Here is a 24346-nt window from a genome sequence, read left to right on the forward strand (position 1 = left end):
CGAGCGGCGCTCAATTGTGCAAGCCGGAGCTCAATTCAACCGCGCGCACGATCGAGAAGAAATCGAGTTCCGCGCCGTCCGCGTCCACATACTCCGCGAACTGCTTGCGCACCAGGGCGGCGGCCGCCATCGGCACGCCTGCGGCTTCGCCGGCATCCACCACCAGCGACATGTCCTTGAGCATCTGCCGCGCTGAAAACGCCGGCTTGAAATCGCGCTGCTTGAGCGGATCGAGCTTGTACTTGATGAGCGGCGAAGCGGCGACGCTATCGCCGATCACGGTCAGCATCTCGGTCCAGTCGAGGCCGCCTTTCTTGCCGAGCGTGAGTGCTTCCGCAAGCAGCACCGCCGTCGACCCCACCAGATGATTGATGGCAAGCTTCAGATAGCGCGCCTGCTGGTCTTCACCAACGTAATACTGGCGTGCCGAGATCGCTTCGAATACACCGCGCGCCGCGTCGAACGCATCCTTGGGGCCCGACGCGAACACGGTGAGCTGGGCCTTCTCCGCGAGGACGGTGCTGCCCGAGACCGGCGCCGCGATATAGCCGATGCCCCGCTCTTTCGCAGCGTCGCGAACGGCTGCAGATGCTGCCGGCGACACTGTGCTCATGTCGACATACACGGCGCCCACCGGCAGGTTCGCGAACACACCTTGCGACCCGAGCGCGACCTTCAACAGAACCGCGTCATCGGGGATGATGGAAAAGACGAGTTGCGCCGATGCCGCGAGCGCCGCGATATCGGGCGCCGGCCTCACGCCGTGCGTAGCGAGTTCGCCGAGGCGTCCCGGATCGACGTCGTACACGACCACGTCGTAACCCGCCTTGAGCAGGTTGAGGACAATGGGTGTGCCCATCTTGCCGAGGCCAATCCAGCCTATCGAAGGCTTTTTCACCTTGTTTTGATCAGTCATTCGTGCGTGCTCGCTTGTCAGGTCGTCTGCGGGTTGATCAGGATCTTCATCTTGTCGCCACCTTTGTCGCTCAGGGCGTCGAAGCCCTTGGCCACGACGTCGTCCGCGTCGATCAGGTCGTGAATGAGTTTCTCCACCGGGAATTTTCCGTTCGCGATCATGCTGATGATGCGCGGCCAGATGGTGACCGGATAGCACCAGGTGCCCTCAATGTGAATGTCCTTGAGCGACCACTTCATCGGATCGACAGTGGCGGTCCCCACGTGCAAGCCGGCCTGAACGACTGCACCGGCCGACCGCACGGCGTCGACGCATGCGTTCAGCGCGTGCTGGTTGCCCGAACATTCGATCGCCACGTCTACTCCCACGCCTTCGGTCAGATCGCGAATCCTCTCCGGCAACTCGCCCTCCGTGGGATCGAAGATCTGCGTGGTCACGCCGAACTCCGACATCTTTGCGGCACGGGCAGGGTTCGGTTCGCTCACGAAGATCTGGGTGGCGCCGGCCGCATGGCACGCGAGCGCCGCCAGCACGCCGATCGGCCCCGCGCCCGTGATCAGCACAGACGAGCCGACCGTCACGCCGCCGCGATCCACCGCATAGAGGGCGACCGCCGCGGGCTCGATCAGCGCGCCCTGCTTGTCGCTGACGTTGTCCGGCAGCTTGTTCGCGTGATAGTCATTGAGAACTGTATATTCCGCCATGCCCCCACCGTCCCAGCTCAAGCCGACGCACCCCATCTTCGTGCAAAGGTGACGCATGCCCCGCGCGCAGTAATAGCACTGCCCGCACGATGCCAGCGGCATGACCGATATGCGGTCGCCCGGTCGCACGTTCTTCACGTCCCGCCCCACTTCGAGCACTTCGGCGCTGAACTCGTGGCCGAGCACCTGCGGCGCCTTGGCCCCCGTCAGCGGATGCGGCTCGGTCGGGACGACGATCGGACCTGCCTGGTATTCATGCAGGTCGGTACCGCAGATGCCGCACCACATCGGTTTAACGATCATCTGATCTGCGCCGATGCCGCTCGGGTCCGGCACGTTCTCCACGCGAATGTCGTGTGCACAATGAAACCTGACTGCTCTCATGCCTGCCTCTCCTCTGCTGGACGCTCGCCCGCGCTAGCGTCGTTCCTGAAATCCGGTCTGCTAGCGGTGCCGCCGGGTCACATAGCAGGCCGATGCGCCGATGATGATCACGCCCTTGACGATGGTCTGCGCCTGAACCGGCATGCCGATCAGCAACACGATGTTGAATACGATGATGAGAATCGCGGCGCCCATCAGTCCGCCCGGCAAAGTACCGCGCCCGCCTGACAGCGCGACGCCGCCCATAACCGCCGCAACGATCGAATCGAGTTCAAAGCCTTTGCCGACCCAGTTGTCGACGATGCCGACAAAGCCCGACAGGATGAGCCCCGCCAGTCCCGCCAACAGCGAACTGAGTACATAGCAGACAATGCGCACGAGATCCGGTCGTACGCCCACCAGACGCGCCGATTCCGAATTGCCGCCCACCATGAAGACGCGCCGCCCAAACGTGGACCGATGCAACAACACGCCGAACACCGTGGCGCACGCGGCCAGGATCAGTATGTTGACCGGCAGCCCCGCGGCAAAGCCGGTACCCATTTCGTGAAAAACGGGCGGGACGTTGCCTGAGGGCGCGCCTTGTGTGTAGGCGAAGCGAAGACCTTCGAGCACGACGGCCGTAGCGAACGTCGCGAGAAACGGCGAGACCTGCCGTTTTGTGATAAGCAGTCCGTTCAACAGGCCGGAGCACATGCACATGGCGACGGTCGCGCCGTAGATCGCGGGCGCCGATGCGTTCGTGCCGTCGAAGCCCGTAGCTATGACTGCAGCCGTCGCCATCACGGAAGCGACGGAGAGATCGAGCCCGCCCACGAGGATCACGAACACCTGCCCAATGACGACGATGCCAAGCGGCGCGAACTGCATCAGCATGTTCACGACATTGTCGCGCCGCAGGAAGGTAGGCGAAAACACACCGGAGGCAATGACCAGGACCGCGAAGAAGACATAGATGCCGTAGCGGCGCGCTGTATCTATCGAGAGATAGCGTGCAAGCGACGGACGTTTGGAGAGAACTGAACTCATGCTGTCACCCGTTTGCGCTGCGCATTGACCGACACCGCGATGATGACGGCTACCCCCTGGACAATCAGTTGGTACTGCGACGCGATCCCGGCGAAGTTGATCAGGTTGTTGAGAAGACTCAGCAGATACACGGCAATCAGGGTGCCGATCACGCCACCCCGGCCGCCGGTCAGCACGGTGCCGCCCACCACCACGGGCGTGATCGACGCCAGCGTGTAGTTCACGCCGAGATAGGGCTGTCCGGAACCGAATTGCGCAGCCAGATAGATGCCTGTCACGCCCGCGCAGATTGCGGAGAAGACGTAGACGAAGAGGATCACGCGCGCCTTGGGAACGCCTGTGAGGCTGGCCGCATGTTCGTCGTCGCCCACCATGTAGATGTAGTGTCCGAGGCGCGTGCGGCGCATGAAAAACGACAGCGCAAAGTAAAGCAGTACTACGATCGTCGCCGTCACCGGTATGTTCAGGAAGCGGCCGTAGGCAATCGAATCGAAGCCGTCGGGAACATTGCCTGCCGGCCCGAGTGAGTAGTACAGAATCGCGCCCTGCAAGACGGCGCCCATGCCGAGCGTCACGATCAGCGGATGGACCTTGAGCCGCAGCACGAGGCCGCCATTAATCAGGCCGACTACTGCTGAAAGCAGCAGCACGACAACGATGGCGCTCGTCCATCCGCCATGAGGGTTGTCCGCGAGGCCGGACGTGAGAGTCGCGCTCGCGCTGATGAGCGAACCTACCGAGAGGTCGATGCCGCCTGTCAGGATGGCGAGCGTCTGCCCGAGTGCCACAAGGGCGAGTCCCGTGGCTTGCTGATGAACATTCAGCAGGTTGCCGACGGTCGCGAAGCGGTCGCTGGCATAGGCGCCTGCGATCAGGAGCAAAACCAGCAGACAGAACCCTGCCAACGGAGCGGCGTTCTGTGCCATGTGGCGCCGCATGCCGGTTGCCCTGCCGTCGGTCCGATCAATAAGCGTGCTCATGCGCGTCTCCTGTGGTTTGTGAGGTTTCGGTCGTGGCAAGGCGCATGATGTCGTGCTCGGTCATCTGTTCGCCGCTCACTTCGCCGTTGATACGGCCTTCCCGCATGACCAGCACGCGATCCGACATGCCGATCACCTCCTGCAACTCCGAACTGATCATCAGGATTCCAAGACCTCTCGAGGTCAATTCGCGCATGACGCGGTAGATCTCGGCTTTTGCACCGACATCGACGCCACGGGTCGGCTCGTCGAGAATGAGTACGCGCTTGCACACACGCACCCAGCGGCTTATCAGCACCTTCTGCTGGTTCCCTCCGGAAAGCGTGGCAACGCCGCCGGCGGGATGGGCGCCTGCAATCCTGTATTCGTTGATCGCTGACTGTGCCGCTGCGCGCTCCAGCGCCGGTCGTATCAGGCCAAAGCGCGACACTTGCGCAAGGGTCGTGGCCGTGACGTTCTGCACGACATCGAGCAACATGAGCAGCCCCTGGGACTTGCGATCCTCGGTGACAAAACCCAGCCCGAGCCGGATGGCGGTTCGCGGCGTCATGCGGGTGCGCCGGGTACCACCTATATCGACGGTGCCGCGATGCGCTCTCAGCGCACCGAAGATTCCTGCGGCGAGTTCCGTGCGCCCCGATCCCACCATGCCCGCGATGCCCACGATCTCGCCGGCACGCACGGTAAGCGACGCGTCGAATACGCGATTGCCCACGCACAGACCGTTCACCTCCAGCAGATTCGGAACGCCGGGCGCGAGGACCGGCTTGCCCGGATAGATGTCCTTCATCTCGCGGCCCACCATAAGACGTACCAGTTGATCGCGCGTGGTCTCCGCGACGCTGTGCGTCGCGACCTTGCGGCCGTCCTTCATCACCGTCACCCGATCGCACAGCTCGAATATCTCGTCGAGCCGATGCGAGATATAGACGACCGCGACGCCCTTTGCCAGCAGCGCACGCACGCGCGCAAATAGCAGTTGCACTTCCTTGCCCGCGATGACCGCAGTGGGCTCGTCGAGGATCAACACGCGCGTCTCGCCGGCCATGGCCTTGGCGATCTCGACCATCTGCTGATCGGCGACGGAGAGGTTGCCGACGCGCTCGCGGGAATCGAGCCGCACGCCCAGTTCGCCCAGCAACGCCTGTGCATCCCGATTCATCCGGCCATGATCGAGTAGCCCGATCCGCGTGCGCGGCTCGGCGCCCGCGAAGATGTTCTCAGCGACCGTAGATTGCGGAAACAGCACCAGCTCCTGATGGATCACATGGATGCCATGGCGTTTCGCGTCTGCGGCCGATTTCCATTGCAACGGCTGGCCGGCGAAACGTATCTCGCCCGAATCCGGCGCATAGACGCCGGCCATGATCTTGGTGAGCGTCGATTTACCCGCGCCGTTCTCGCCCACCAACGCATGAATCTCACCGGCGCGCACACCGAGCGACACTTGGTCGAGGCTTTTCACGCCCGGGAATTCCTTGGTGATCCGGATCACCTCTAGCAGATCCCCGGCGCTGATGTCATCGCGCCCGTTCATTTCTCACCCGGTAGCTTGACCTTGAAGGTCGCCGGGTTGTAACCCGGGCCCATACCGCCGTCGATGATTACATCGGGCGGTCCCTTGCTGTCGACGATCTGATCGATGTACTGGTCCGGATGCGGCACTGACGCCGTCTCGTCCCCGCGCGTCAGCGCGATCTGCGGACTGATCTCGTAGATCTTAGGCACGGTCTGACCGCCGAGGACCTTGAGCGCAACCTCGATGGAAGTGCGGCCCATGGTTGGCGGATAACCGATCTCCAGCATTGGAATCTTGTACTTCAAAGCAAGCTGGAGCGGGCCGTTGAGGTCCGCCGTCGTATGAGGCGGGATTTCGCCGGCCTTGAAGCCCGCCGCAATGAACGCGTCAATGGACCCGGCGACGGGCAAACCATGGGCGCACCAGACCGCGTTGATGGCGTGTCCGTACTTGGCGATCATCGCCTGCATCTGCTGCTTGGCCTTGACAGGGCTCCAGTCCGAGTAGACCGTATCGAGTACCTTGATGTCGGGATACTGCGAGAACACCTGCCTCGCCGCAGCCTCGCGGTCGGCACTGACGCTCGAACCCGCCTGTCCCGCAAGCATGACCACGTTGCCCTTGCCGTGCAGCTTCTCGACGATCCATTGCGCCCACACTCGTCCCATCATGGCATCCGAGCCGGTCACGAAGGAGACAAAGTTATCCGAAGAGATCCGGCGGTCGGCCATCACGACGGGGATGCCCTGCTTCATCGCGCGCGAGACGACAGGATCGAGCGCCCTCTGGGTGTTCGCGCTGACTATCAGCAAGTCGACGCCGCGCGATATCAGGTCCTGGATGTCCGCGGCCTGCTTCGCGTCGTCCATGTTGCCGTTGGTGACGATGAGCTGCTTGATGACATCGGCGTGCTCCGCCGCCGCCTTCATCAGCGAGTGCTGCATGACTACGCGCCAACTGTCGCCAAGCCCCGCGTTGGCGAAGCCGATCACGTAGGGCGGCTTCTTTTTGAATTTAGCGGTATCGGAGAAAGGAATCTGAACGGCGGGGTTGAAAAGGAAGGTTCGCGCGGCTCCTGCGTAGTCGGCGCGTGCGCTCATGGATGGAATCATCAACGCGGCAGCGAGGGCAAGCCCGGTTGCGCGGATCAGGCGAAACGAAAGATGCATTTATGTCTCCGTGAATGTTTTTGTCGTCCTGCCAGTCGTTCATGCACGGGCCTTTCATCTTCATTCGGATCACGACATATAATCGTTTCACCGAACACCGGATGGTGAACGCCAGCGACGGGCTCAGAGTGACACGGTTCGTTTCGCTAAACTAGCAACTGCTATTACTAGTAATGGCAGTAACAGGAATAGGAAAACTCAAGGAGACGAATCGGTGGAAAAGCAGCAGCGGTTAAACGAACTGGCTGATTTCTTGCGCACTCGCCGAGCTCGTCTGCGTCCGGAAGACATCGATTTCCCATCCGGTCCACGACGGAAAACCCCTGGGCTTCGTCGTGAAGAGGTTGCTGAGAAGGCGGGAATCAGCGTCACGTGGTACGCGTGGCTCGAACAGGGCCGCGAAGTCAACGTGTCGTTTCGAACCGTTGAGAGCATAGCTAATGCATTGAAACTCTCTCCGCACGAACGGACACACCTCTTTGAACTTGCGAACCATTACACGCCGCCCGGGCCTTATCCAATCGCGCAAAACGTGACTGACACTGTGCGCCGGATGCTGAAGCAATTAGGCAACATGCCGGCGTATGTTGTCGACGGCAACTGGAACTATGTCACGTGGAACGAGGCTGCAACTAAAGTGTTCACTGACTTCAGAAACCTGCCGGCCGGCCGTTGCAATCTCCTATGGTTCACGTTTCATGCGGAAGGTGCCCGAAAGCTGTTTCGAGAGTGGGACGCCTATGCGAAATGCGTTCTCGCACAGTTCCGTGGAGACTACATTCTCCGTCCCTCTGGGGAAGTATTCCTTCGAGACCTCGTCGAAGAACTGAATGACACCGACTCCGAGTTTTGCAAATGGTGGGCGGAGCACGACGTGCTCAAGCGCAGCGACTGGCGAAAGGTGATCGAGCATCCCGTTGCGGGCGTACTCGAGCTGGATGCACTGTCGCTCGAGGTGCCCGATGCTCCGGGTACTCGCATCATGGTGTACACCCCCGCACCCTCCACGGATACCGCGGAACGCATCGAGGCGCTGATGAAGAGCACACGCTCAGCTACGAAATCTTTCGAGGCAGCAACGGTCCTGGAAACCTTCCGCAAACCGGTTGCGCCACCGCCGAAAAAAGCGTCCTATTGAACCAAACTGGCGACGCTGTCAGGCGCACTCGCCGACGCCCTGCGTTTGCGCGGTGTGCAGGAGCCTGACGCGAGCCTCGTCGCCGAAGCGGGCATTGCGGTTTTCCGGGTCGCGTTCGGCCAGTGGATTGCCGGCGCTGGAGAGCGTGCATATGGTGAGATCGTGAGCGAAGCGCTTGTGCGATTGCGGACGCTGGCTTCACTCTGAAGCCACCTCGAAGTTGGCAGTCTTGCTCCATCCTTGCCGGCGCGTCAAAAGTACGCCGACGTGAACGCCTTTCCCGCCGCTCGCCTTCGAAAACGAGCGCGGGCCGATCTCGTCAGGCACCACCTTCAGGAGCAAGGGTGAGTCCGTAGCGAATAGTGATGACAGAAACGCCCGTCTATATCGAGACGATCAGGGCGCGCGCAACAACTCAAATTCCTTCAGATGACCCGATGGCAACTTGTCCCGTCCCGGGTCCGCGGGCAGCTCAATACCATACTCCCGCCTGACTACGTCAGAGATAAGTTCGTAGCAGCTACCAATCCGAACCACTTCAACTTCAGGAAACCGGAGGATGGTTGCCGACCGTTGATAGTGGTGATACTTGCGCAAGCCGTAATTCAGGATGATGTCGGCGGCCGCTTTGATCTCCGGCTCGATATCGTCGACACGAAACTTGGGTCCGCTTCCGCTGAGGTTCGCCGACGAACCAAAAAGAGGTTGCACCGCTTCGCGACTCAGGCGACAGAGTTCGTTGTAAATGGGACCCGCGTTCAGCAACATGGCGATGGTGCCATTTGCTGTACTTGCCTCGAGCAACTCGTCGTCGATCTTCTGAAGAAGCGGGTGGTCGAGACGGCACGGTGCGATTGCACCAAGCGGCAAGTTGTAGTCGAGGGTGATCGACTCGATGATGTCCTGCGAACGTTTGTCTAGCGCATGAATCTCTCGTTGCGTGATTGCGTCGCCGAGGATGGCATTGCGCTTGTGGCTGCCTCGCTTCTTCGTGTCGAAGATTTTCTGCATGGCGGCCTTACTGCTGCCGACCATGCCGTATCCGACATCGTTTGGCCAGATTGCAATGCCTCCTCCAGCAACGACTTCAAAGACCCTGCGTACATCGCTTGCGATATCGATTCTCGGCATGCTCGTCTCCGATGTAAGAAATTCGTGAATGTTGTTTCGTTGGTCGTACAAAGCATTACGACCTGGCGGACGCGCGTAGCACCGGCGGGACGCTGCACTGGCCCTGCGAGTCCATCAGCCTTAATCGTACCTCATGTCATAACATCATTGTACATGGTAGTATACCTAGTACGGCATGCCAATACCCGCACATTTCTTTGGGCATGCGCTGCTACCAATGGAGGATTACCGCAATGAGTGTGACGACGCTCGATTCGAACACAGCACTAGTAGTCATCGACCTTCAGAAAGGCATTGCTGCCCTTCCCGTCATTCATCCGATCGACCAGATTACCGAGCGCGCCAATGCGCTTGCCGCGGCGTTTCGCAGCCGCGGGCTGCCGGTAGTACTGGTGAATGTCGCCGGTGGCGCGCCCGGTCGGGCAGAGTACGCCCACAATACGGCCGACTTCTCCGCCGATTGGACCGATCTGATTCCGGAACTCACGCGTGACGCGGAAGACCATCTCGTTACCAAACAGACCTGGGGCGCTTTCCCGGGCACGGCGCTCGAGTCCTGGCTTCGTTCTCAGGGCGTGACGCAAATTGTCCTCGCCGGCATCGCCACCAGCATCGGTGTCGAGTCAACGGCACGCGAGGCGCACGCTCTTGGCTTTAACGTAACGTTGGCAGTCGATGCGATGACCGATCTGAGCGCAGAGGCGCATGACAACAGCGTTTCGCGCATCTTCCCCTGGCTCGGAGAAACCGGTACGAGCGAGGAGATCCTGGCCCTCGTGCAGAAAGCAGGATCCTGAGGGGTAGCACCTACCTTTGTAAGTAGCTGGCCGAAGCAAAAGAAGGCCGCGTTGCACTAAAAGACATCGCGGCCTTGGCTCAGCTACAACTCCTCGCTCCGTCCGTCAACTGAACAACCCTGCCGCCTCCATCCTCATGGGCTGACCAGCCTCGGATTCAGAGGCCGATACGATCCGATACGTAAAGCTGTCCGCCCGGAAAGTGGCCGTCATGCTTTGTATGGGTCGTCCAGTCGTGTCGGACACGAGGCGCTCCATGACAAACACGGGATCGCCCTTTTTCAGTTCGAGATGCTCGGCGACTTTCGCGTCGCACGCTTGAGCACGCATCTCCATTTCGGTCCGAGCGGCGCGCAGACCGCGAGTCGCCAGCTGGTCGAGCATGTTGGTCGCTTCCAGTGCCTCTTTTGTCAGAAGCGCCCCGATCGGCGCCGGCACCCGCGCAACAGTATGCAGAACCGGACGATCATACCGGCGCCGCAAGCGCGCCACCTCGAGAACGGGTTCGCTGGCGTCGACCTGCAAGCGTTGCGCCTCGTCGGCACTTGGCATCTTCCAGACGTACGAAAGCACGTGGGCCACAGTGCCACGTCCGATCTCGAGGATCGACGGAAGGTCCTGGTCGATAGCCATGGTCGTCGATGCAACTAGCGGAGCAGCGACTCTGGCAGGCCGTCCCCGGCCGCGCTCGATCAACCCGGCTCGTTCGAGGTCATCCAGCGCCCGTCGCACGGTAATGCGACTGACTCCGTACTGCTTCTCCAGCTCCTTCTCGGTAGGAAGCACGGTTCCGGGCGCGAGTTTGCCACGCTGGATCGCCCCCACCAGGGCCTGATGCACGCGCGCGTAGAGAGGGCCTTCTTTGGGTTCTGTCATATCGCTAGCCACGCTTAAAGAAGTCATATTACCTCTCCGCCACATAGACTGCCAACGCCGGTTGTCCTGCCTACCGAGAAAGAATATTCCTCATGGTAAACACTTCCAACTAGATATAACAACAACTTGCATCTAGTCATAACACGTTATACAGTAAAAGCACGCTGGCACCACCGGAGAAGAAATTGGAAGCAGTCAACAAGCTGCGAAAGCAGCTGGAATCGAAGGAACTCATCGTTGCGCCGGGCGCGTGGGACGGCATAAGCGCGCGGCTCATCGAACAGGCGGGTTTTCCCGTCGCCTATATGACGGGCGCCGGTGTTGCAGCGGCGAACGGCTATCCAGATTTCGGGCTGGTCACCCTGACCGAAATGACCGCGGCCGCACGGACCTTGACCCGTTCGGTGTCGATCCCTGTTATCGCGGACGCCGACACGGGGTTCGGGAACGCCCTGAATGTGCGCCGCACCGTCCAGGAATATGAAAAATCCGGCGTCGCTGCCATCCAGATCGAAGACCAGTTGTTTCCGAAGCGCTGTGGTCATCTGGAAGGAAAGGAACTGGTCCAAACGACAGAATTCGTGGAAAAAATTGCGGCAGCCGCCGCCGCACGTGGCGAAGGCGGGATGTTGATCGTTGCGCGCACCGATGCTCGCGCTGTGACGGGGCTGGACGATGCAATCGAGCGCGTGAACCGGGCACTTGATGCCGGCGCCGACATCGCTTTCGTCGAGGCTCCGCAATCGGCCGAAGAGGCTGCGGCCATTGCTCGCCGAGTGAATGGCCCGTGCCTGCTCAACCTGGTCCCGGGCGGCAAAACACCCAATATTCCTTTGAAAGACGTTGCAGAACTCGGCTTCCGTATTGCGATTCTGCCCGGGCTGTTGCTGACCAGCATGATGGGCGCCGCAGATCTCGCACTCTCGACCGTACGCGACACGGGTCGCGTCGAGGTGCGTCCCGATGCGCTTCCTATTCGCGAATTGTTCAACCGGCTCGGTGCGCTCGAATGGCAGTATGCGGCTGCGTCGGCCACCGGTCGTGACGGAGCAAGATAATGGCGCAGACACTGTTCGACCGGATCTGGGATGCTCACGTCGTCACTGACCTGGGCGGCGGCTGGGCGCTGCTGGCAATTGACCGCCATCTCCTCCACGACCTCTCCGGCCCCGGAGGTTTTGAAACGCTCGCTGCGCGTGGACTCCCTGTGAGCCGGCCCGACCTCTCGTTCGCGACGGCGGACCACGCGGTCAGTAGCGCCCCGAACCGTACCGGCGAGACGAACCCGGCGGGCGCAAAGCTGTACGCGAGCCTGCGCCGCTTCTGCGACAGCGCGTCCGTTCCCTTCTACGACCTGGGCAAAGCGGGTCAGGGCATTGTTCACGTGATGGCACCGGAGATGGGCCTCACGCTGCCCGGAACGACTATCGTGTGCGGCGACAGCCATACCTGCACGCATGGCGGCCTGGGCGCACTCGCATTCGGTATCGGATCATCGGAGCTGGCACACGTACTGGCAACCCAAACCGTTCGCCAGAAGAAGCCCCGTCAGATGCGTATCACTTACACGGGTGCGCTGGCCAAGGGCGTGTTCGCCAAAGACCTCGCTCTCCATGTGATTGCAAAACTCGGTTGCTCAGCCGGCGTGGGTTACGCCATCGAGCACTCTGGGCCAGCGCTGAAAAGGCTGAGCGTCGAGGAGCGACTGACACTGTGCAACATGTCGGTGGAACTCGGCAGCAAGATTGCCTTCTGCCCACCCGATGACGTGACCTTCGACTTTCTCCGTGGCCTGCCCTACGCACCTGCAGGTGGCGAATTCGAGCATGCCGTCAGCGAGTGGCGCAAGCTCCGCTCCGACGACGACGCCCACTTCGACGTCGAAGTCGGCATTGACCTGAGCGACGTAGAGCCGATGGTGACCTGGGGCACGACACCGGAGCACGCGTTAGCCGTTACGTCGGCAGTTCCAGATCCGACAGACAGCACCGACGCTCAGCGCCGCAGGGGTGTTGAAGCCGCACTTGAATACATGGGTCTTTCCGGCGGGCAATCGCTGGCAGGCACCAGCGTGGACTGGGTGTTTATCGGTTCGTGCGCAAACTCCCGCATTTCCGACCTGCGCGAAGCGGCGTCGATCGTGCGAGGCAAGCACGTTGCGCCCAATGTGCGGGCATGGGTCGTTCCCGGCTCCCAGCGGGTCAAGGAGATCGCCGAGGCCGAGGGACTCGCGGACGTATTCCGCGGTGCCGGCTTCGAATGGCGCGAGCCTGGATGTTCGATGTGCGTCGCCGCCAATGGTGACGTCGTGCCGCCCGGCCAGCGCATTGTCAGCACATCTAACCGCAACTTTATCGGCCGTCAGGGACCGGGCGCGCGCACGCACCTCGCGAGCCCCGCAACGGCTGCGGCTGCCGCGATCGCAGGCGCCATCGTCGATCCAAGAAGGGGATAAGCAATGGAACGCTTCGAAACTGTCAGCGGGCCCGCAGCGCCCCTGCTGCGGCGCGACGTCGATACAGACATCATCATCCGTATTGAAAGGCTCACCGGCCTGCCAAAGGATCAACTCGGCCAATACGCTTTTGAAGTCTGGCGCGGACCCGATTTCGTCCTTGATCGGGAGCCCTTCGTCGGAGCGCCGATTCTGATTGCAGGTGCGAACTTCGGTTGCGGATCATCGCGTGAAGCCGCCGTATGGGCATTGCAGGGTTTGGGACTTCGGGTCGTCATTGCCCCGTCGTTCGGCGAAATCTTCATGTCCAACTGCTTCCAGAACGGCGTGTTGCCGGTCGTGCTCCCCGAACAGCAGGTCGCAAATCTTGCAGAGCAGGCGCAGAGCGGCGCAGCAGTCACTGCCGACCTCGACACCTGCGTCATCACGGCTCCCGATGGAACATCCTTTCCATTCCAGGTAGACCCCGTAAGGCGCGAGATGTTGATTGAAGGAGCCGATGAAATGTCGCTCACTCTTCGCAGACAAGACCTCATCCGCCAGTGGCAGGCAGACGACGCACGTCGTCGTCCATGGGTCTACGTCGGGTCACGCTCAGCTGACTAGCTGTTGAACTCGATGCTCAGAACTACTACGGAGACAGAAATGAAAGGCAAGAAGGGAATTCTGGTTGCGATATGGCTGCTGCAGGTCGTCAACTATATCGATCGCGTCGTCCTTGGTTTTGCAGGACCCGCGATGATGCAGACGCTTCATCTCAACCCGCAGACATTCGGTGTCATCCTGTCGGCGTTCGCCGTGGGTTATCTCGTATCGCAGATGCCGGGAGGTTGGGTCGCAGACCGCTTCGGCACACGAGTCGTTCTGGTCGTCGCACCGCTCTTCTGGGCACTGCTGACTGGGCTGACGGGGCTATTTACCGGAGTCGCGATTCTTGTCTTCGTGCGCTTTGCATTTGGTGTGTCCGAAGGCTTGTCGAACCCAGCGATCTACAAGCTGGTCGGCGACACGTTCGACGAGCGTGAACGCGCCCAGGCGGTTGCCTGGTGGGCCACGGCCATCGCGGCAGCGCCCGCCCTGTCCGGCCCGCTCGTCGGGACACTGCTCACCTCCTTTGGCTGGAAGGCGGTATTCGTCATGCTCGCCGCTCCGGCAATCGCAATCGCTGCGCTCAACGCTATTCTGCTGCCGAAGAAAGCCGAAGTAGCAGGTGCCGTCGGAACGACCGACCAAGTCAGAATCCCGTTCCGGATTCTGGCGCAACAACCGGCGCTCTGGCTTATCAGCGGAGTCTTCTGCTTCTGGAACGCCGCGTACTGGGGCCTGCTCGGCTGGATGCCAAGCTATCTCGCGCTCGAACGGCACATCGACCTGAAATCCGCTGGGATGCTCGGTGGCATTCCGTATGTCTTCGGCGTGATCGGGCTGATTGTGACCGGCTGGCTTGGCCGTGGCCCCATGCTCAAGCAACGACCTCAGCTTCTTAGCGGTATCAACCTGCTGGGCGCCCTTTGCCTGTTCGCCGCCTATTACAGCAACACACTTCAGTTGTGTATCGCTGGCTTGTGCGGTGCTGCGTTCTGCATCTACGGCGGTCTTGGCACATACGGCACCTTGGTGCTCGACTTCGCGCCGAAAGAAGCCCGCGCCGCCTACGCGGGGATCGTGGCAACCGTGGGCATGATCGGCAGCGTACTCGCCCCGCTCGTGATCGGAACACTGGTGAAGGACACGGGCACTTTTGCGAGCGGGTTTGGCGCAATGATGGCTTCGCTGTTCGTTGCTGGCTGCTGTGGTTTCGCGTTGGTCAAGCATGCGCCTGCGCGCTTGCAACCAGTAACCGGCGCCTGAGCGCTATCGACGGAGTTACAGCAAATGCGCTCTACGATGATGGACCAACCGCTCCTTATCTCTTCGATCATTCGTCATGCGGCAGCCTGTCACGGATCTACGGAAATTGTCTCGCGGATAAGCGACGGGTTGCTGCATCGAACGAACTATGCCGAGGTCTACGAACGCAGTAGCAAGCTTGCCAATGCACTCGCCTCCTGGAGATTGCAACGCGGAGACCGCGTTGGAACGCTCGGTTGGAATGACCATAGGCATCTGGAGATTTATTACGGTGTCTCGGGTGCGGGTTTCGTCTGTCACACCATCAATCCGCGACTGTTCCCGGATCAGATCGTCTATATCGTCAACCACGCCGGTGACCGTTTGTTGTTCGTGGATCCCAGCTTCGTTGGACTGGTAGCGGGTGTGCGGCAGCGCCTTCAGTCCGTAGAGCGAGTCATCGTTATGTGTTCGGCGAGCGCCATGCCGCCGGAGGCCATCGCTGAGGGTTTCGAGTGTTACGAGGAAGTCATCGCGGCGCATAACAGCACGTTCGACTGGCCGCGGCTGGATGAGACCGACGCGGCCGGCCTCTGCTACACGTCCGGCACGACTGGCGATCCTAAGGGCGTGCTCTATAGCCACCGCTCGACTGTGCTTCATGCGTTGGCGGTCTGTGCGCCAGATGCCTTCAACCTGGGCGAGTGCACGACTGTCATGCCGGTTGTGCCTATGTTTCACGTCAATGGCTGGGGGTTACCGCATGCCGCGCCGATGGTCGGTGCGCGGCTCGTTCTCCCTGGGCAAAAACTCGATGCGGCTAGCCTGTACTGGCTTATTACAACCGAGAAGGTCACGTTCACTGCGGGCGTGCCGACCGTCTGGGGCTCGTTGCTGGACTGGATTGACAACAACAAGGGTGAGATCGCCCCGTTGGAACGCGTCGCGATCGGAGGCGCTGCATGTCCTCAGATCATGGCCGAGCGTTTCCACAAACAGGGGGTTGACGTCGTCCATGCATGGGGCATGACGGAGACCAGCCCTGTAGGCCTGGCCAATCGCTGCCCAGTGCCCGCATCGACGGCGGCGGGGGAAATCATGTCGCCCCATCGACGACTGAAGCAAGGCAAGCCACTGTTTGGAGTCGAGACGCGGCTCCTCAACGATGACGGCCGAGTATTGCCGCACGATGGCACTACTTCCGGGCGCCTGCAGGTCCGAGGCCCATGGGTTGCATCTTCCTATTTCGACCTCCCGCTGGAAAGCGCAGATAGAGCCAATGACGGATGGTTTGAAACCGGCGATATTGCGACGATCGAGGCAGCCGGAACAGTTGAAATCGTCGATCGTGCCAAGGACGTGATCAAGTCGGGCGGTGAGTGGATCAGTTCCGTTACGCTCGAAAATGCCGCGATGTCCCATCCCGACGTCTACGAAGCGGCCGCTGTCGCCCGCGATGACGAGCGATGGGGCGAACGTCCGGTGCTTTTCGTGGTACTTCGCCCGGGAACAGCACCTTCTAGAGAAGGGCTGCTGTCTCATCTCGGCACGCGTGTCGCTCGTTGGTGGGTCCCGGATGACATCCACTTTGTCGACGATTTGCCCCATACCGCCACAGGCAAGGTCGTCAAGGCCACGCTTCGGAGGCGCCTCAGACAGTGACGTGCTTCGACACGGCCCAACGATCCATGCAGACCGCGCAGCGGTCAGCCGGCAATCTTGGCGAAGCGATCTGGGACGGCCGCATTGCTAGGCGCCTGACTTCACAGATCCGCCATCGGGCGCGTCGTGCGGAAGGGACCAGCCGAAATAGACCTCTGCCTCGACGATCTTGCCACCGCGGACGGTTAGCCTCTCCGTATTGCGGAATCGTCGATTGCGAACACTCGTTCCTTCGTAAACGACGAAGACCTGTTCGCCATGAACAACGACATCGACGAACTGAATGTCGGTGATCGTCTCGCTGTTGGGCCAACAACGCATGAAGTAGGTGTTGCGATCCAGGCGGTTATCCAGAGGGCTGGTGAAATGGAAGTCTTCGCCGATCAGAGCCTCGATGGCGGCGCGGTCCTTACGTACATAGGCGAGATAACTCGCACGGGCGATGTCGGCAGGATCTTGCTGCATATACGTCGTCTCCATTGAATGTTTCAAGAAGCGCCTCAACAGCCTGTTCCTGCAGGTGGTCCTGCAGGAAATTCAGGTGAATCGCAAGCTTCTGGCCATTGTCGACCGGCGCCACCTCCTTTGGCTCCTCATGCGTCCACGATCACTTCAAACCCGCCGTAGATCAGCCGCTTGCCGTCGAAAGGCATCGGATTCGTGTCAGGCTGCAGCCGTGGGTCAGCCATCACCGCTTTCATTCCGTCGTCTCGTGCCTGTCGCGAGGGCCAAACAACCCAGGAGAACACCACCGCCTCGTCATGCTGCCGTTTGACCGCCATCGGAAAAGACGTCACCTTCCCTTCCGGGACATCGTCTCCCCAGCACTCGACTACCTTCAATGCGCCGTGCTCCTTGAAGACGGCCGCTGCCGATTCGGCATGCTTCCGGTACGTTTCACGATTGGCCGTGGGCACCGCGGCGACAAATCCATCTACGTAAGTCATGAACGATCTCCGTTGGCGTTGATAATGAATAGGGGCGCAAAACCGGCGTCAGGACCGCATTGCCGCAATCTTGCCGCCCTATACGCACGACGAACGACGCTTGAGGAAATCGACAAAGCTCACGAGATATTTCGATGTCGTCTAAAACCTACGCTTGCGGGGGAGCGGCGTGCGGACTTCCCAACTTCTCAAAAGTGCGCAACGCAGTCAGAACAAAATATGTAGATCAACGTCAGCGAATGGTCAGGCTGCAGAGTGCGCCGATGTTGGCAGCCACGCGGAATGACTGTTCATAGTCAAACTTTACCAGGTACCGTCGGGTTTAAAATTAATCTGGATGGACTCAACGCGCTGTTGCATTGCGCGGCTCCTGACACAAGCTGGCTATGCACCCTTGCTGCCGGAAACCCATTGCCTCGTATATTGCTCCGGCATGGTAGGTTTCATCTGCAACTATGACAAGCCGGTCCGAACGCGCGGCGGCCAGGCTGATAACCTCGGTCATCAAGGTTTTGCAAACATTTCGGTTTCGATGCTGTGCCGCAGTTATAACTGTCTGGAACCGCCCAATGCCGTCAAGAAAGAACAATCCAAGACTTCCTACCTGCTCATCCCCGATAAAGGCCCCCCACCAGTTTCCCATGCCGCGTTCGATCAGGCTCCTGTAAGCCCTCTGTTGATGCGCCACGTAGCGCTGCGAGGTAATGCACGTCGGATCTTGCATGTCGGCGAGTTGCATTCGGGACCAATCGTCCCATTCCTTTTGCATGGCAAACGCGCGTACCTTGACAAATGAATTGGTCGCGACTGGGTGTATCTCATCAGGGCGGGCTACCAGCACCCGACAGACGGTCGCGTCGTAGCCTCGTTCCACGAATGCATCGAGGGACACAACGCTGTCGGCGCTTTCCGGCCAAGCAAATGTCCGGTGTGCAATGAGCGGTGGTGTGCCGATGAGGTGGCCGAAGTCATGCTCCAGCGATTTCAGGTCACTTACTGAGGGTCGCTGCTGCAAGACCAGCATGTTGCCGAAAAAGTATTCGGGCGCGTCGGGTGTGCGGACGACGATATAGTCACCGCGTGACTCGACCACCCCGATTTCCGTGTGCAGCAACAGATCCGTGGCGAGGCCAAGGCTGTCGGGGAATTGTTGCATTCTTAGTATCGTCAACAATGAACGCAAATCGTTCCTTGCTTTTATGCGTATCGATTGTTCGGTCAAGGCGGATCACAATGTGCTGACGGTCTCGTCGAAATCCAGCTCCACGGTTGCGATTGTCAGCGATCTACTCGGCCGTGTCGACCGGCCGAAATTGGCCGCACTGCATCCCACGACCGTGCTCAACGCGCGCCCTAAGCGCGTACTTCGTGCAAAGGCATGACGCGACCCTGAAGCGACATCCAACGTCCAACTCGCAGTTGTCCGCTCACAGGCGTGAGCAGACATCCCGGAAATCCGCTTGGGTGGCCTGTCCCTCGGCTGTTCCCGGCCGCCGTACACGGTTGCTACTCGCTCACCAATGTCGACTTTGCGGAAGGCCCCGGCGCTGAACCACGTCATCGCGTGACGTTGTCCCGTCCGACGATTGTTTGCACAGTGCCGCTATCAGCAGCAATTGCGGAAAGCGCCCGGGCTCTATCTGTGCCGATAGCAACGTCCGCCCGCTGGACGAGGCGATGCGAATGGACGGATCAGTCCATGCGCAGACCGATAGTTGAGGCTCGTTGGCCAAAACAGCGCTACACTCAAAATGGGATAAATTCCGGAGCAGTGCCATGACCGACTCCACCCCCCAGAGCACATTTCGCGGTCTTCCCCTGACGCCGGAGCAGGACGCGGAAGTCAGGCACTACATAAAGAAGAAAGGGCAGCATGGCGTGCCGTGGGACACTCCGGAGTTGGATGCCATGCTTCGAGACATGCTCGAGCCCCCGGGCGACGACGATGGAGGACTCGGTTCCACCGTCGACGAAACGAAGGCGGCCACAGAACGCGCGACAGCTTCCATCGACGAGACCATGGAACCCATTGAAGCCTGCGAAGAGCGGAATGCTGCGATGGAAACCGAGGGTATGAGGGGACCGAAGCGTTGAGTCGCAGGCAGTGCTCGCGACTGGCGGTGAATTAACCTACGCGTTCGGCCCGTGGCATGAGCCTGTTGGGAACCCGGAAACACATCGACTGCGGCTCCGCCGTTCATCTTTGCAATCAGCGTCCCCCAACGGCGAGAAGAGGGTCCTTGCCGTTTACTTCGGGGCCTGCTCCCCTGAGACATCCTTTCGATGTACGTCCTATCTGCATCAGGAGGAGATCGTGAAAGGCGATATGCATCTTGCACTCGCAACATTGAAGACTCTCGAGGAGGGAAAGCGCGCTCAAGGATGCGTTCGATGTTCCGAACCGGGGTGTGTGGTATCAGTTGAACGTGCTGGCCGACGCAGATCTCGTCCGCTCGATGGGTAGCGACTGGCGGCTAACCTGGGACGGCCACGAGTTTTTGAAGTCGGCGCAGCGCCACGGTCGCCCACGGCTTCACGTCGAAATTCATTCGGCCTCGAACTGGATGGCGGTATGGAACCGTACCCGTTCTTGTTATGTCTGCGCCAGCAGACCTGACATCAGAGCCCTTTTATGATTCTCCTACCGGGACGATGCACGCGTCACCGGAAAAAACCGGCTCTTCGCCGATTCTTCCACGTTCAGGGTCGCACAAAGCCGCTTCCAGCACCCAGCAATTTCCTTGCGTGCCTGACCCATTGCTTCGGCCGTCTGTACTGAGTCTTGTCGACGGCCCGCCCTTCATCTTCGGGGGCCACCGGCATGCCATCATCCGTCGCATTCGCCGCGGCTTCTCTCTGCTTCCTGCTTTCTGCCAGTTCTTCGGCATTTACCTGGTCATCAATCATGATGCACTCCTGCTATGGAAAAACTGGTTCGCCAACAGGCGGTTGGCGTCGCCCCCGATAGCCGGGACGACGCGACACATCGTAAGGGTTTTGGACACTGACGCGCTCGCGGCGTGGGATGTAAGCCGTCGGCGAATACCCACGGGAAAAAACGGCACCTAGGACAATTGCCCTTCGTCTCGGTTTCCAAGTTCGTGTATAGCAGCCAGCGTAAAGAACGTAGAGCGCGTCGAGTGTCGCTCTTTTGTTGCAGCATCTACTCTCTGCAGCAGACTCTCGGGCAGACTGAACTGGACGCTCACGGCTTTCGAGGTAACCCGCATCAGATTGATCTCGATGAAAATCCAGATTCCTTGCCCATCGTCCATGTCGAGCGATTGCAGTTCCGATGTACTGCAGGTGGGAGCGGGTATGAGTTGCTCGCTGCGGTTATACATCAGTTCGACAACCTCCTGTGCCATGCGTTTCAGTTCATCGAACGAATGGCCACGCGCAACTGCTCGGGGAAGATCCGGAAAACTGGCACGAAAGCCGGCAGCTCCATCACGGTGCACATAAAGCGGATATTGCATGACCTGCTCCACTCAAGCCTTGGACTGACATTCGATGTGTCAGAGTCGGGTCGCCTCAACCTTGCCATCGACGATGTCTTTGCCGTATTGCATCGCGACCTCGATGGCGTCGCCCGCGCTGGTTGGACTTCCCGCGTCGAACAACGTTGCGAAGCGCCGGGCCTTGACCTCGCTGAAGGGAATGGTGTCGATTCGCACGACGGATGAGAACTGGCGCGGACCTTTGGCATACGGGTCACGGTGCAGCGGGAATACCTGGTGAGAGTACGCACGTAGCTCGTACCCTCTGTATTCGATGGTGGGGATGGTCATGATGGCGCGCTCCTTAAGCTATACCGACCGTCATGAAGCCATGCCTGTCCGGATGCGAATAAGGACGGTCAGGTCATCTGGATGTTTTCACCATGCGCTCAATGCCATCGAAAAGCAAACTAAATCGTGACGTGGTGAATGTGACGGCTTGCGTCGTACTGGCATCGCAAAGACGACCTGCTCATGCACGCGGTTCTGCTGCTGCACGTGAGCCGCACACCACAATCGCCTACGCAAAGTCGGGTACCGCTTACACCGTTTGCGCGCGGCCATCGACGGTAACCACGCGACTGGCGCTCGACTCGGCAACAGCGACGCTGGAAGGACCGGCGCAAAGGGATACATTCTCGTTCCGGCAGTAACATCTGAAATGGGTCACATGTTAGTCTCCGTCGACAGAGGGGAGGCTTCCATGCAGCGAATCATCACATACCGCGGCTTCGAGATTCACGTCGAATTGACTCCGGCTGCAGAGCAAACGTTTGACGTGACTTTTCTGATCAAAGGCGGTACCAACCTCGAAGTGCTCGGCGCGCGGGGAGGCCGCGTAAGGTTGCGCAACGGCCCTTTTACCGAGCGATGGGCCTACCTGGTGGCTGAAATTGCAGGTCAAGCCGCAATCGACGTGTTACTCGGGCCGGTCGACTGATTCCGCTTTTGTTTCCTGACTCTGTATCGGCAAAAAAGCTGCGAGGTCGGCGTCGGCCAGCGCTATGCTTATACTTGGACCAAGCCGGGTTCCGTTGAAGTCACACAGGTCATCGGAAGCGTCTGCACCGCGGCATGCATCCCGACAACAAGACCGTCTGCGCCCGACACAAAGGAGCCCGAAAGATCTCTCCCGACGATTTTACGGCGGGTATAACCCTTGATGCGCTTTGCGCCGGCATCTCGTCGGTCATCTCGCCGGCCTGCGACAGCATGAAGACGGCGCAGTCGGTGCCCTTGGCCCAGCAGGCAGGATCGCTTGCTCGCTCCCAACGCAGAGTGAGGACAACGGTTTCGTTGGCAGTGTATCCGTGGCAAACGGTTCGCCGCACATTCTCCGAGGCCTGTTTGTAACTGGTCATGGGGTTGCCTGGCAGCGAGCTGCTCGCCGGTTCGTGACGGCGAGCTAGCGCGTCCGCATGCTCGGATCGCGCCGGCCGGTTTTGGCCTCTGCCTGGCTGACAGGTCCGGTGGTCAGCTATGGGCCCCCTCATCAAACGACAAACACAGGAAGACAGCCATGAGCGAACGACTGGTTGACGTCATAGATAGTAGCGGCACCGTGCTGCACACGTACCCGATTACGCTGGGCGAGTCGAGCAATGTCCCCGGCGACGCCGAATTCCAGGCGAAGGCGCTGGAAGCGGCAGCGCACAGCCGACTTGTCCCGGACGCTGAGCTCTGCACTCTGACAGCCAGGCTGCACACGGGTCGGGGCGGTCAGATGGCTCCATACGGCGATGACCTGGAGAAAAATTCAGAAACGAAACTGGGTTTGGACCAGGCTGTTCGGGAACGCGCGTATCTGCTCTGGGAGAAAGAGGGATGCCCTGATGGGCGCGCGGACGAGTACTGGCATCGCGCTCTCGACCAGCATCTTCGGGAGCGGGCCTATGTTCTGTGGCAGCAGGAAGGAAGTCCCGAAGGGCGACAGGACGAATATTGGCGTCGGCTTGTCGATTTCCAGGCTCAGTGATTCTTGCCGGGCCCGGAATGTCCGGTGCGTACAGGATGGTTAACGGCAAGCATTGGCGACATCAGCCTCGACCAGGCCGACCTGGTCGAGCGGATCGACTTCCGCTTCGCTGAACCACCGATATCCGAATTTGCGATACGCTTCCGCTCAGAAGCCCGGAGCGGCCTGCGCGTATTTGCGCCGACGGTCCGTCTAATGCCTGAGATGCCTGATACCAACAGCATTGACGGAAGCATCGAACTCAGGAATTTCATGTTGCTGTTACCGGTGACCAGTACGGCCCCGACGATACCTGATCGGCTCATGCTATTCACCTTGCGGATCAGCTTCTGAAAAAATCTTCAGACCTATGGCCATTTGTCACCGTCCAGGAATCAGCGCCTGCATAACCGAAACTGAACCTCAACCAGCCCAGGTAGATAAAGACGTTATGGCGCGTTAAAGGGTATACAGTGAGGATACCGGCCGCCCATTCGTGGCCTACAGCTTCAGGACGCTATCATGCAATCGCAAATTAAACGTACGTCGGGTGCAATTCGCAGCGAGAGTCCAGACGCCGTAGAACGCAGGGCACGTGCCCACATACTCGGCACTGCGGACGCTGCGAGAGCGGAGAAAAGACGCGCCAGTTACGCCACGATTGACTCCAACGCCACTAAATGGCGGTACTCGGCCGTGTACGGAAAAAGCTGATCGCGGTGCTTAACTTTCCCAACCCCAGCCGTAGCTACGATACCGCCCGACATTGCGTGTGTTTCTGGGGGTATGACAATTCGCGTGAAATCACCTTCATGGTCGACGACACGTTGCTCAGAACTCTGCAGCCTGGTCTTGGAACCGACGAGCGCTCGGTGCTTGGCGCCTTCGACGAGTTCCGTGAAAAGGTCCTCCAACTCGCCAACAAGCAGTATGTCGCCGGGCCACAGAATCGGTATTCGATTTCATGAGCTACCGCTCTGCCGCGACAATGCTTCCTGATCTGTCAGTTCGCGGCCTCGCGGAGCGCCCTGTCCTCCTCTAAAAGGGGCAACGCCGGTTGGCTTCTGACAGCGATAAGAAGTGCCACTATCGCCTGTGCTGCGTTCAAGAGCAAGGTAGCCTGAATCGGCCTTCCAGGCGCCTCCTCAATGGCAGTGTCGCAGGTGCAGCGGTCATGCGTGCCATCGTTCCGGCCGGATGGCGAAGCGAGCATGGATTCGACGCCGTAGTGGGCCAACGCCCCACCTGCAATTAGACTCGTACCGAGGGTTCGCGCCGGCCCGCATGGTGCAGCGCCCGGGCATGTGCCGGCTCGCCACCGTCTCCGGATTGTTTCTGACGTGGATGAGGCGCCA

General features: G+C 60.0%; 26 protein-coding genes. 12 read left to right on the plus strand and 14 right to left on the minus strand.

Features of this window, described 5'->3' with window-relative positions; all coding sequences use genetic code 11:
• Positions 1–10 precede the first annotated feature (10 nt).
• The 6 genes from OH764_RS27055 to OH764_RS27080 are packed head-to-tail and all read right to left on the minus strand — an operon-like array spanning position 11 to position 6701.
• Positions 11–916 carry an NAD(P)-dependent oxidoreductase gene (locus tag OH764_RS27055; protein WP_498849198.1) on the minus strand — a complete coding sequence of 302 codons (906 nt, stop codon included), beginning with the start codon at positions 914–916 and terminating at the stop codon, positions 11–13.
• Positions 917–933: 17 nt separating this feature from the next.
• The gene (locus tag OH764_RS27060) at positions 934–2004 is read right to left on the minus strand and encodes a 2,3-butanediol dehydrogenase (protein ID WP_498849199.1); all 1071 of its coding nucleotides are present in this window, start codon (positions 2002–2004) and stop codon (positions 934–936) included.
• Positions 2005–2064: 60 nt separating this feature from the next.
• Positions 2065–3033 carry an ABC transporter permease gene (locus tag OH764_RS27065; RefSeq protein ID WP_498849200.1) on the minus strand — a complete coding sequence of 323 codons (969 nt, stop codon included), beginning with the start codon at positions 3031–3033 and terminating at the stop codon, positions 2065–2067.
• Positions 3030–4013, minus strand: coding sequence for an ABC transporter permease (locus OH764_RS27070; RefSeq protein WP_498849201.1), 984 nt, complete (start codon positions 4011–4013; stop codon positions 3030–3032). Before OH764_RS27070 ends, OH764_RS27065 begins: the two co-directional genes overlap by 4 nt.
• A complete protein-coding gene (locus tag OH764_RS27075; protein ID WP_498849202.1) occupies positions 3997–5550 on the minus strand; it encodes a sugar ABC transporter ATP-binding protein in 1554 nt (517 codons plus the stop codon). Before OH764_RS27075 ends, OH764_RS27070 begins: the two co-directional genes overlap by 17 nt.
• Positions 5547–6701 carry an ABC transporter substrate-binding protein gene (locus tag OH764_RS27080; RefSeq protein ID WP_498849203.1) on the minus strand — a complete coding sequence of 385 codons (1155 nt, stop codon included), beginning with the start codon at positions 6699–6701 and terminating at the stop codon, positions 5547–5549. Before OH764_RS27080 ends, OH764_RS27075 begins: the two co-directional genes overlap by 4 nt.
• 214 nt (positions 6702–6915) lie before the next feature.
• Between OH764_RS27080 and OH764_RS27085 the strand changes: the two genes are divergently transcribed.
• Positions 6916–7839 (plus strand): helix-turn-helix transcriptional regulator, encoded by a 924-nt coding sequence (locus tag OH764_RS27085; RefSeq protein ID WP_498849204.1) that lies wholly within the window; start codon positions 6916–6918, stop codon positions 7837–7839.
• Between the two features lie 396 nt (positions 7840–8235).
• Here the strand turns inward: OH764_RS27085 and OH764_RS27090 are convergent, their stop codons facing one another.
• The gene (locus OH764_RS27090; protein ID WP_087750728.1) at positions 8236–8970 is read right to left on the minus strand and encodes a Sua5/YciO/YrdC/YwlC family protein; all 735 of its coding nucleotides are present in this window, start codon (positions 8968–8970) and stop codon (positions 8236–8238) included.
• 233 nt (positions 8971–9203) lie between these two features.
• Here OH764_RS27090 and OH764_RS27095 point away from each other — a divergent pair, with 233 nt between their 5' ends.
• Positions 9204–9767, plus strand: coding sequence for a cysteine hydrolase family protein (locus OH764_RS27095; RefSeq protein ID WP_498849205.1), 564 nt, complete (start codon positions 9204–9206; stop codon positions 9765–9767).
• A gap of 105 nt (positions 9768–9872) precedes the next feature.
• On the opposite strand, the gene OH764_RS27100 is transcribed toward OH764_RS27095, so the two are convergent.
• The gene (locus tag OH764_RS27100) at positions 9873–10670 is read right to left on the minus strand and encodes a GntR family transcriptional regulator (RefSeq protein ID WP_498849206.1); all 798 of its coding nucleotides are present in this window, start codon (positions 10668–10670) and stop codon (positions 9873–9875) included.
• A 158-nt stretch (positions 10671–10828) separates the two neighbouring features.
• On the opposite strand from OH764_RS27100, the gene OH764_RS27105 reads away from it, so the two are divergent.
• The 5 genes from OH764_RS27105 to OH764_RS27125 are packed head-to-tail and all read left to right on the plus strand — an operon-like array spanning position 10829 to position 16590.
• Positions 10829–11701: an isocitrate lyase/PEP mutase family protein gene (locus OH764_RS27105; RefSeq protein ID WP_498849207.1), complete on the plus strand. Its 873-nt coding sequence runs from the start codon at positions 10829–10831 to the stop codon at positions 11699–11701.
• Positions 11701–13098: a 3-isopropylmalate dehydratase large subunit gene (gene leuC / locus OH764_RS27110; protein ID WP_498849208.1), complete on the plus strand. Its 1398-nt coding sequence runs from the start codon at positions 11701–11703 to the stop codon at positions 13096–13098. Before OH764_RS27105 ends, leuC begins: the two co-directional genes overlap by 1 nt.
• Positions 13099–13101: 3 nt before the next feature.
• Positions 13102–13704, plus strand: a complete 603-nt coding sequence (gene leuD, locus OH764_RS27115; protein WP_498849209.1) for a 3-isopropylmalate dehydratase small subunit — start codon at positions 13102–13104, stop codon at positions 13702–13704.
• 39 nt (positions 13705–13743) lie between these two features.
• Positions 13744–14949, plus strand: a complete 1206-nt coding sequence (locus OH764_RS27120; protein ID WP_498849210.1) for an MFS transporter — start codon at positions 13744–13746, stop codon at positions 14947–14949.
• A gap of 24 nt (positions 14950–14973) precedes the next feature.
• Positions 14974–16590, plus strand: a complete 1617-nt coding sequence (locus OH764_RS27125) for a long-chain fatty acid--CoA ligase (RefSeq protein ID WP_498849211.1) — start codon at positions 14974–14976, stop codon at positions 16588–16590.
• An 87-nt stretch (positions 16591–16677) separates the two neighbouring features.
• On the opposite strand, the gene OH764_RS27130 is transcribed toward OH764_RS27125, so the two are convergent.
• The 3 genes from OH764_RS27130 to OH764_RS27140 all read right to left on the minus strand — a co-directional run bounded on the left by OH764_RS27130 (position 16678) and on the right by OH764_RS27140 (position 18693).
• The gene (locus OH764_RS27130) at positions 16678–17055 is read right to left on the minus strand and encodes a nuclear transport factor 2 family protein (RefSeq protein WP_498849212.1); all 378 of its coding nucleotides are present in this window, start codon (positions 17053–17055) and stop codon (positions 16678–16680) included.
• 128 nt (positions 17056–17183) lie between these two features.
• Complete coding sequence (locus tag OH764_RS27135) at positions 17184–17537, minus strand: DUF1428 domain-containing protein (protein WP_020067568.1); 354 nt, start codon at positions 17535–17537, stop codon at positions 17184–17186.
• A 343-nt stretch (positions 17538–17880) separates the two neighbouring features.
• The gene (locus OH764_RS27140) at positions 17881–18693 is read right to left on the minus strand and encodes a GNAT family N-acetyltransferase (RefSeq protein WP_498849213.1); all 813 of its coding nucleotides are present in this window, start codon (positions 18691–18693) and stop codon (positions 17881–17883) included.
• 620 nt (positions 18694–19313) lie between these two features.
• Between OH764_RS27140 and OH764_RS27145 the strand changes: the two genes are divergently transcribed.
• Positions 19314–19631, plus strand: coding sequence for a hypothetical protein (locus OH764_RS27145; RefSeq protein WP_087751454.1), 318 nt, complete (start codon positions 19314–19316; stop codon positions 19629–19631).
• Between the two features lie 606 nt (positions 19632–20237).
• Here OH764_RS27145 and OH764_RS27150 read toward each other — a convergent pair.
• From OH764_RS27150 to OH764_RS27160, 3 genes are all read right to left on the minus strand, one after another.
• Positions 20238–20444: a hypothetical protein gene (locus tag OH764_RS27150; protein WP_087751455.1), complete on the minus strand. Its 207-nt coding sequence runs from the start codon at positions 20442–20444 to the stop codon at positions 20238–20240.
• Between the two features lie 158 nt (positions 20445–20602).
• On the minus strand, positions 20603–21016 hold the full coding sequence (locus tag OH764_RS27155; protein WP_498849214.1) for a type II toxin-antitoxin system HicB family antitoxin: 414 nt from the start codon (positions 21014–21016) through the stop codon (positions 20603–20605).
• Positions 21017–21055: 39 nt separating this feature from the next.
• Positions 21056–21328: a hypothetical protein gene (locus tag OH764_RS27160; protein WP_087751457.1), complete on the minus strand. Its 273-nt coding sequence runs from the start codon at positions 21326–21328 to the stop codon at positions 21056–21058.
• A 412-nt stretch (positions 21329–21740) separates the two neighbouring features.
• Here OH764_RS27160 and OH764_RS27165 point away from each other — a divergent pair, with 412 nt between their 5' ends.
• From OH764_RS27165 to OH764_RS27180, 4 genes are all read left to right on the plus strand, one after another.
• Entirely contained in the window at positions 21741–21977 is a 237-nt protein-coding gene (locus tag OH764_RS27165; protein WP_087751458.1) for a hypothetical protein, read from the plus strand.
• Between the two features lie 579 nt (positions 21978–22556).
• Positions 22557–23012, plus strand: a complete 456-nt coding sequence (locus tag OH764_RS27170; RefSeq protein WP_087751460.1) for a DUF2934 domain-containing protein — start codon at positions 22557–22559, stop codon at positions 23010–23012.
• A gap of 24 nt (positions 23013–23036) precedes the next feature.
• Positions 23037–23345, plus strand: coding sequence for a hypothetical protein (locus tag OH764_RS27175; RefSeq protein ID WP_408193029.1), 309 nt, complete (start codon positions 23037–23039; stop codon positions 23343–23345).
• A gap of 326 nt (positions 23346–23671) precedes the next feature.
• The gene (locus OH764_RS27180) at positions 23672–23959 is read left to right on the plus strand and encodes a DUF1488 family protein (protein ID WP_408193031.1); all 288 of its coding nucleotides are present in this window, start codon (positions 23672–23674) and stop codon (positions 23957–23959) included.
• The last annotated feature ends 387 nt before the right edge of the window (positions 23960–24346 follow it).

The organism is Burkholderia sp. M6-3, assembly GCF_050858985.1.
Lineage (GTDB): Bacteria > Pseudomonadota > Gammaproteobacteria > Burkholderiales > Burkholderiaceae > Paraburkholderia > Paraburkholderia caledonica.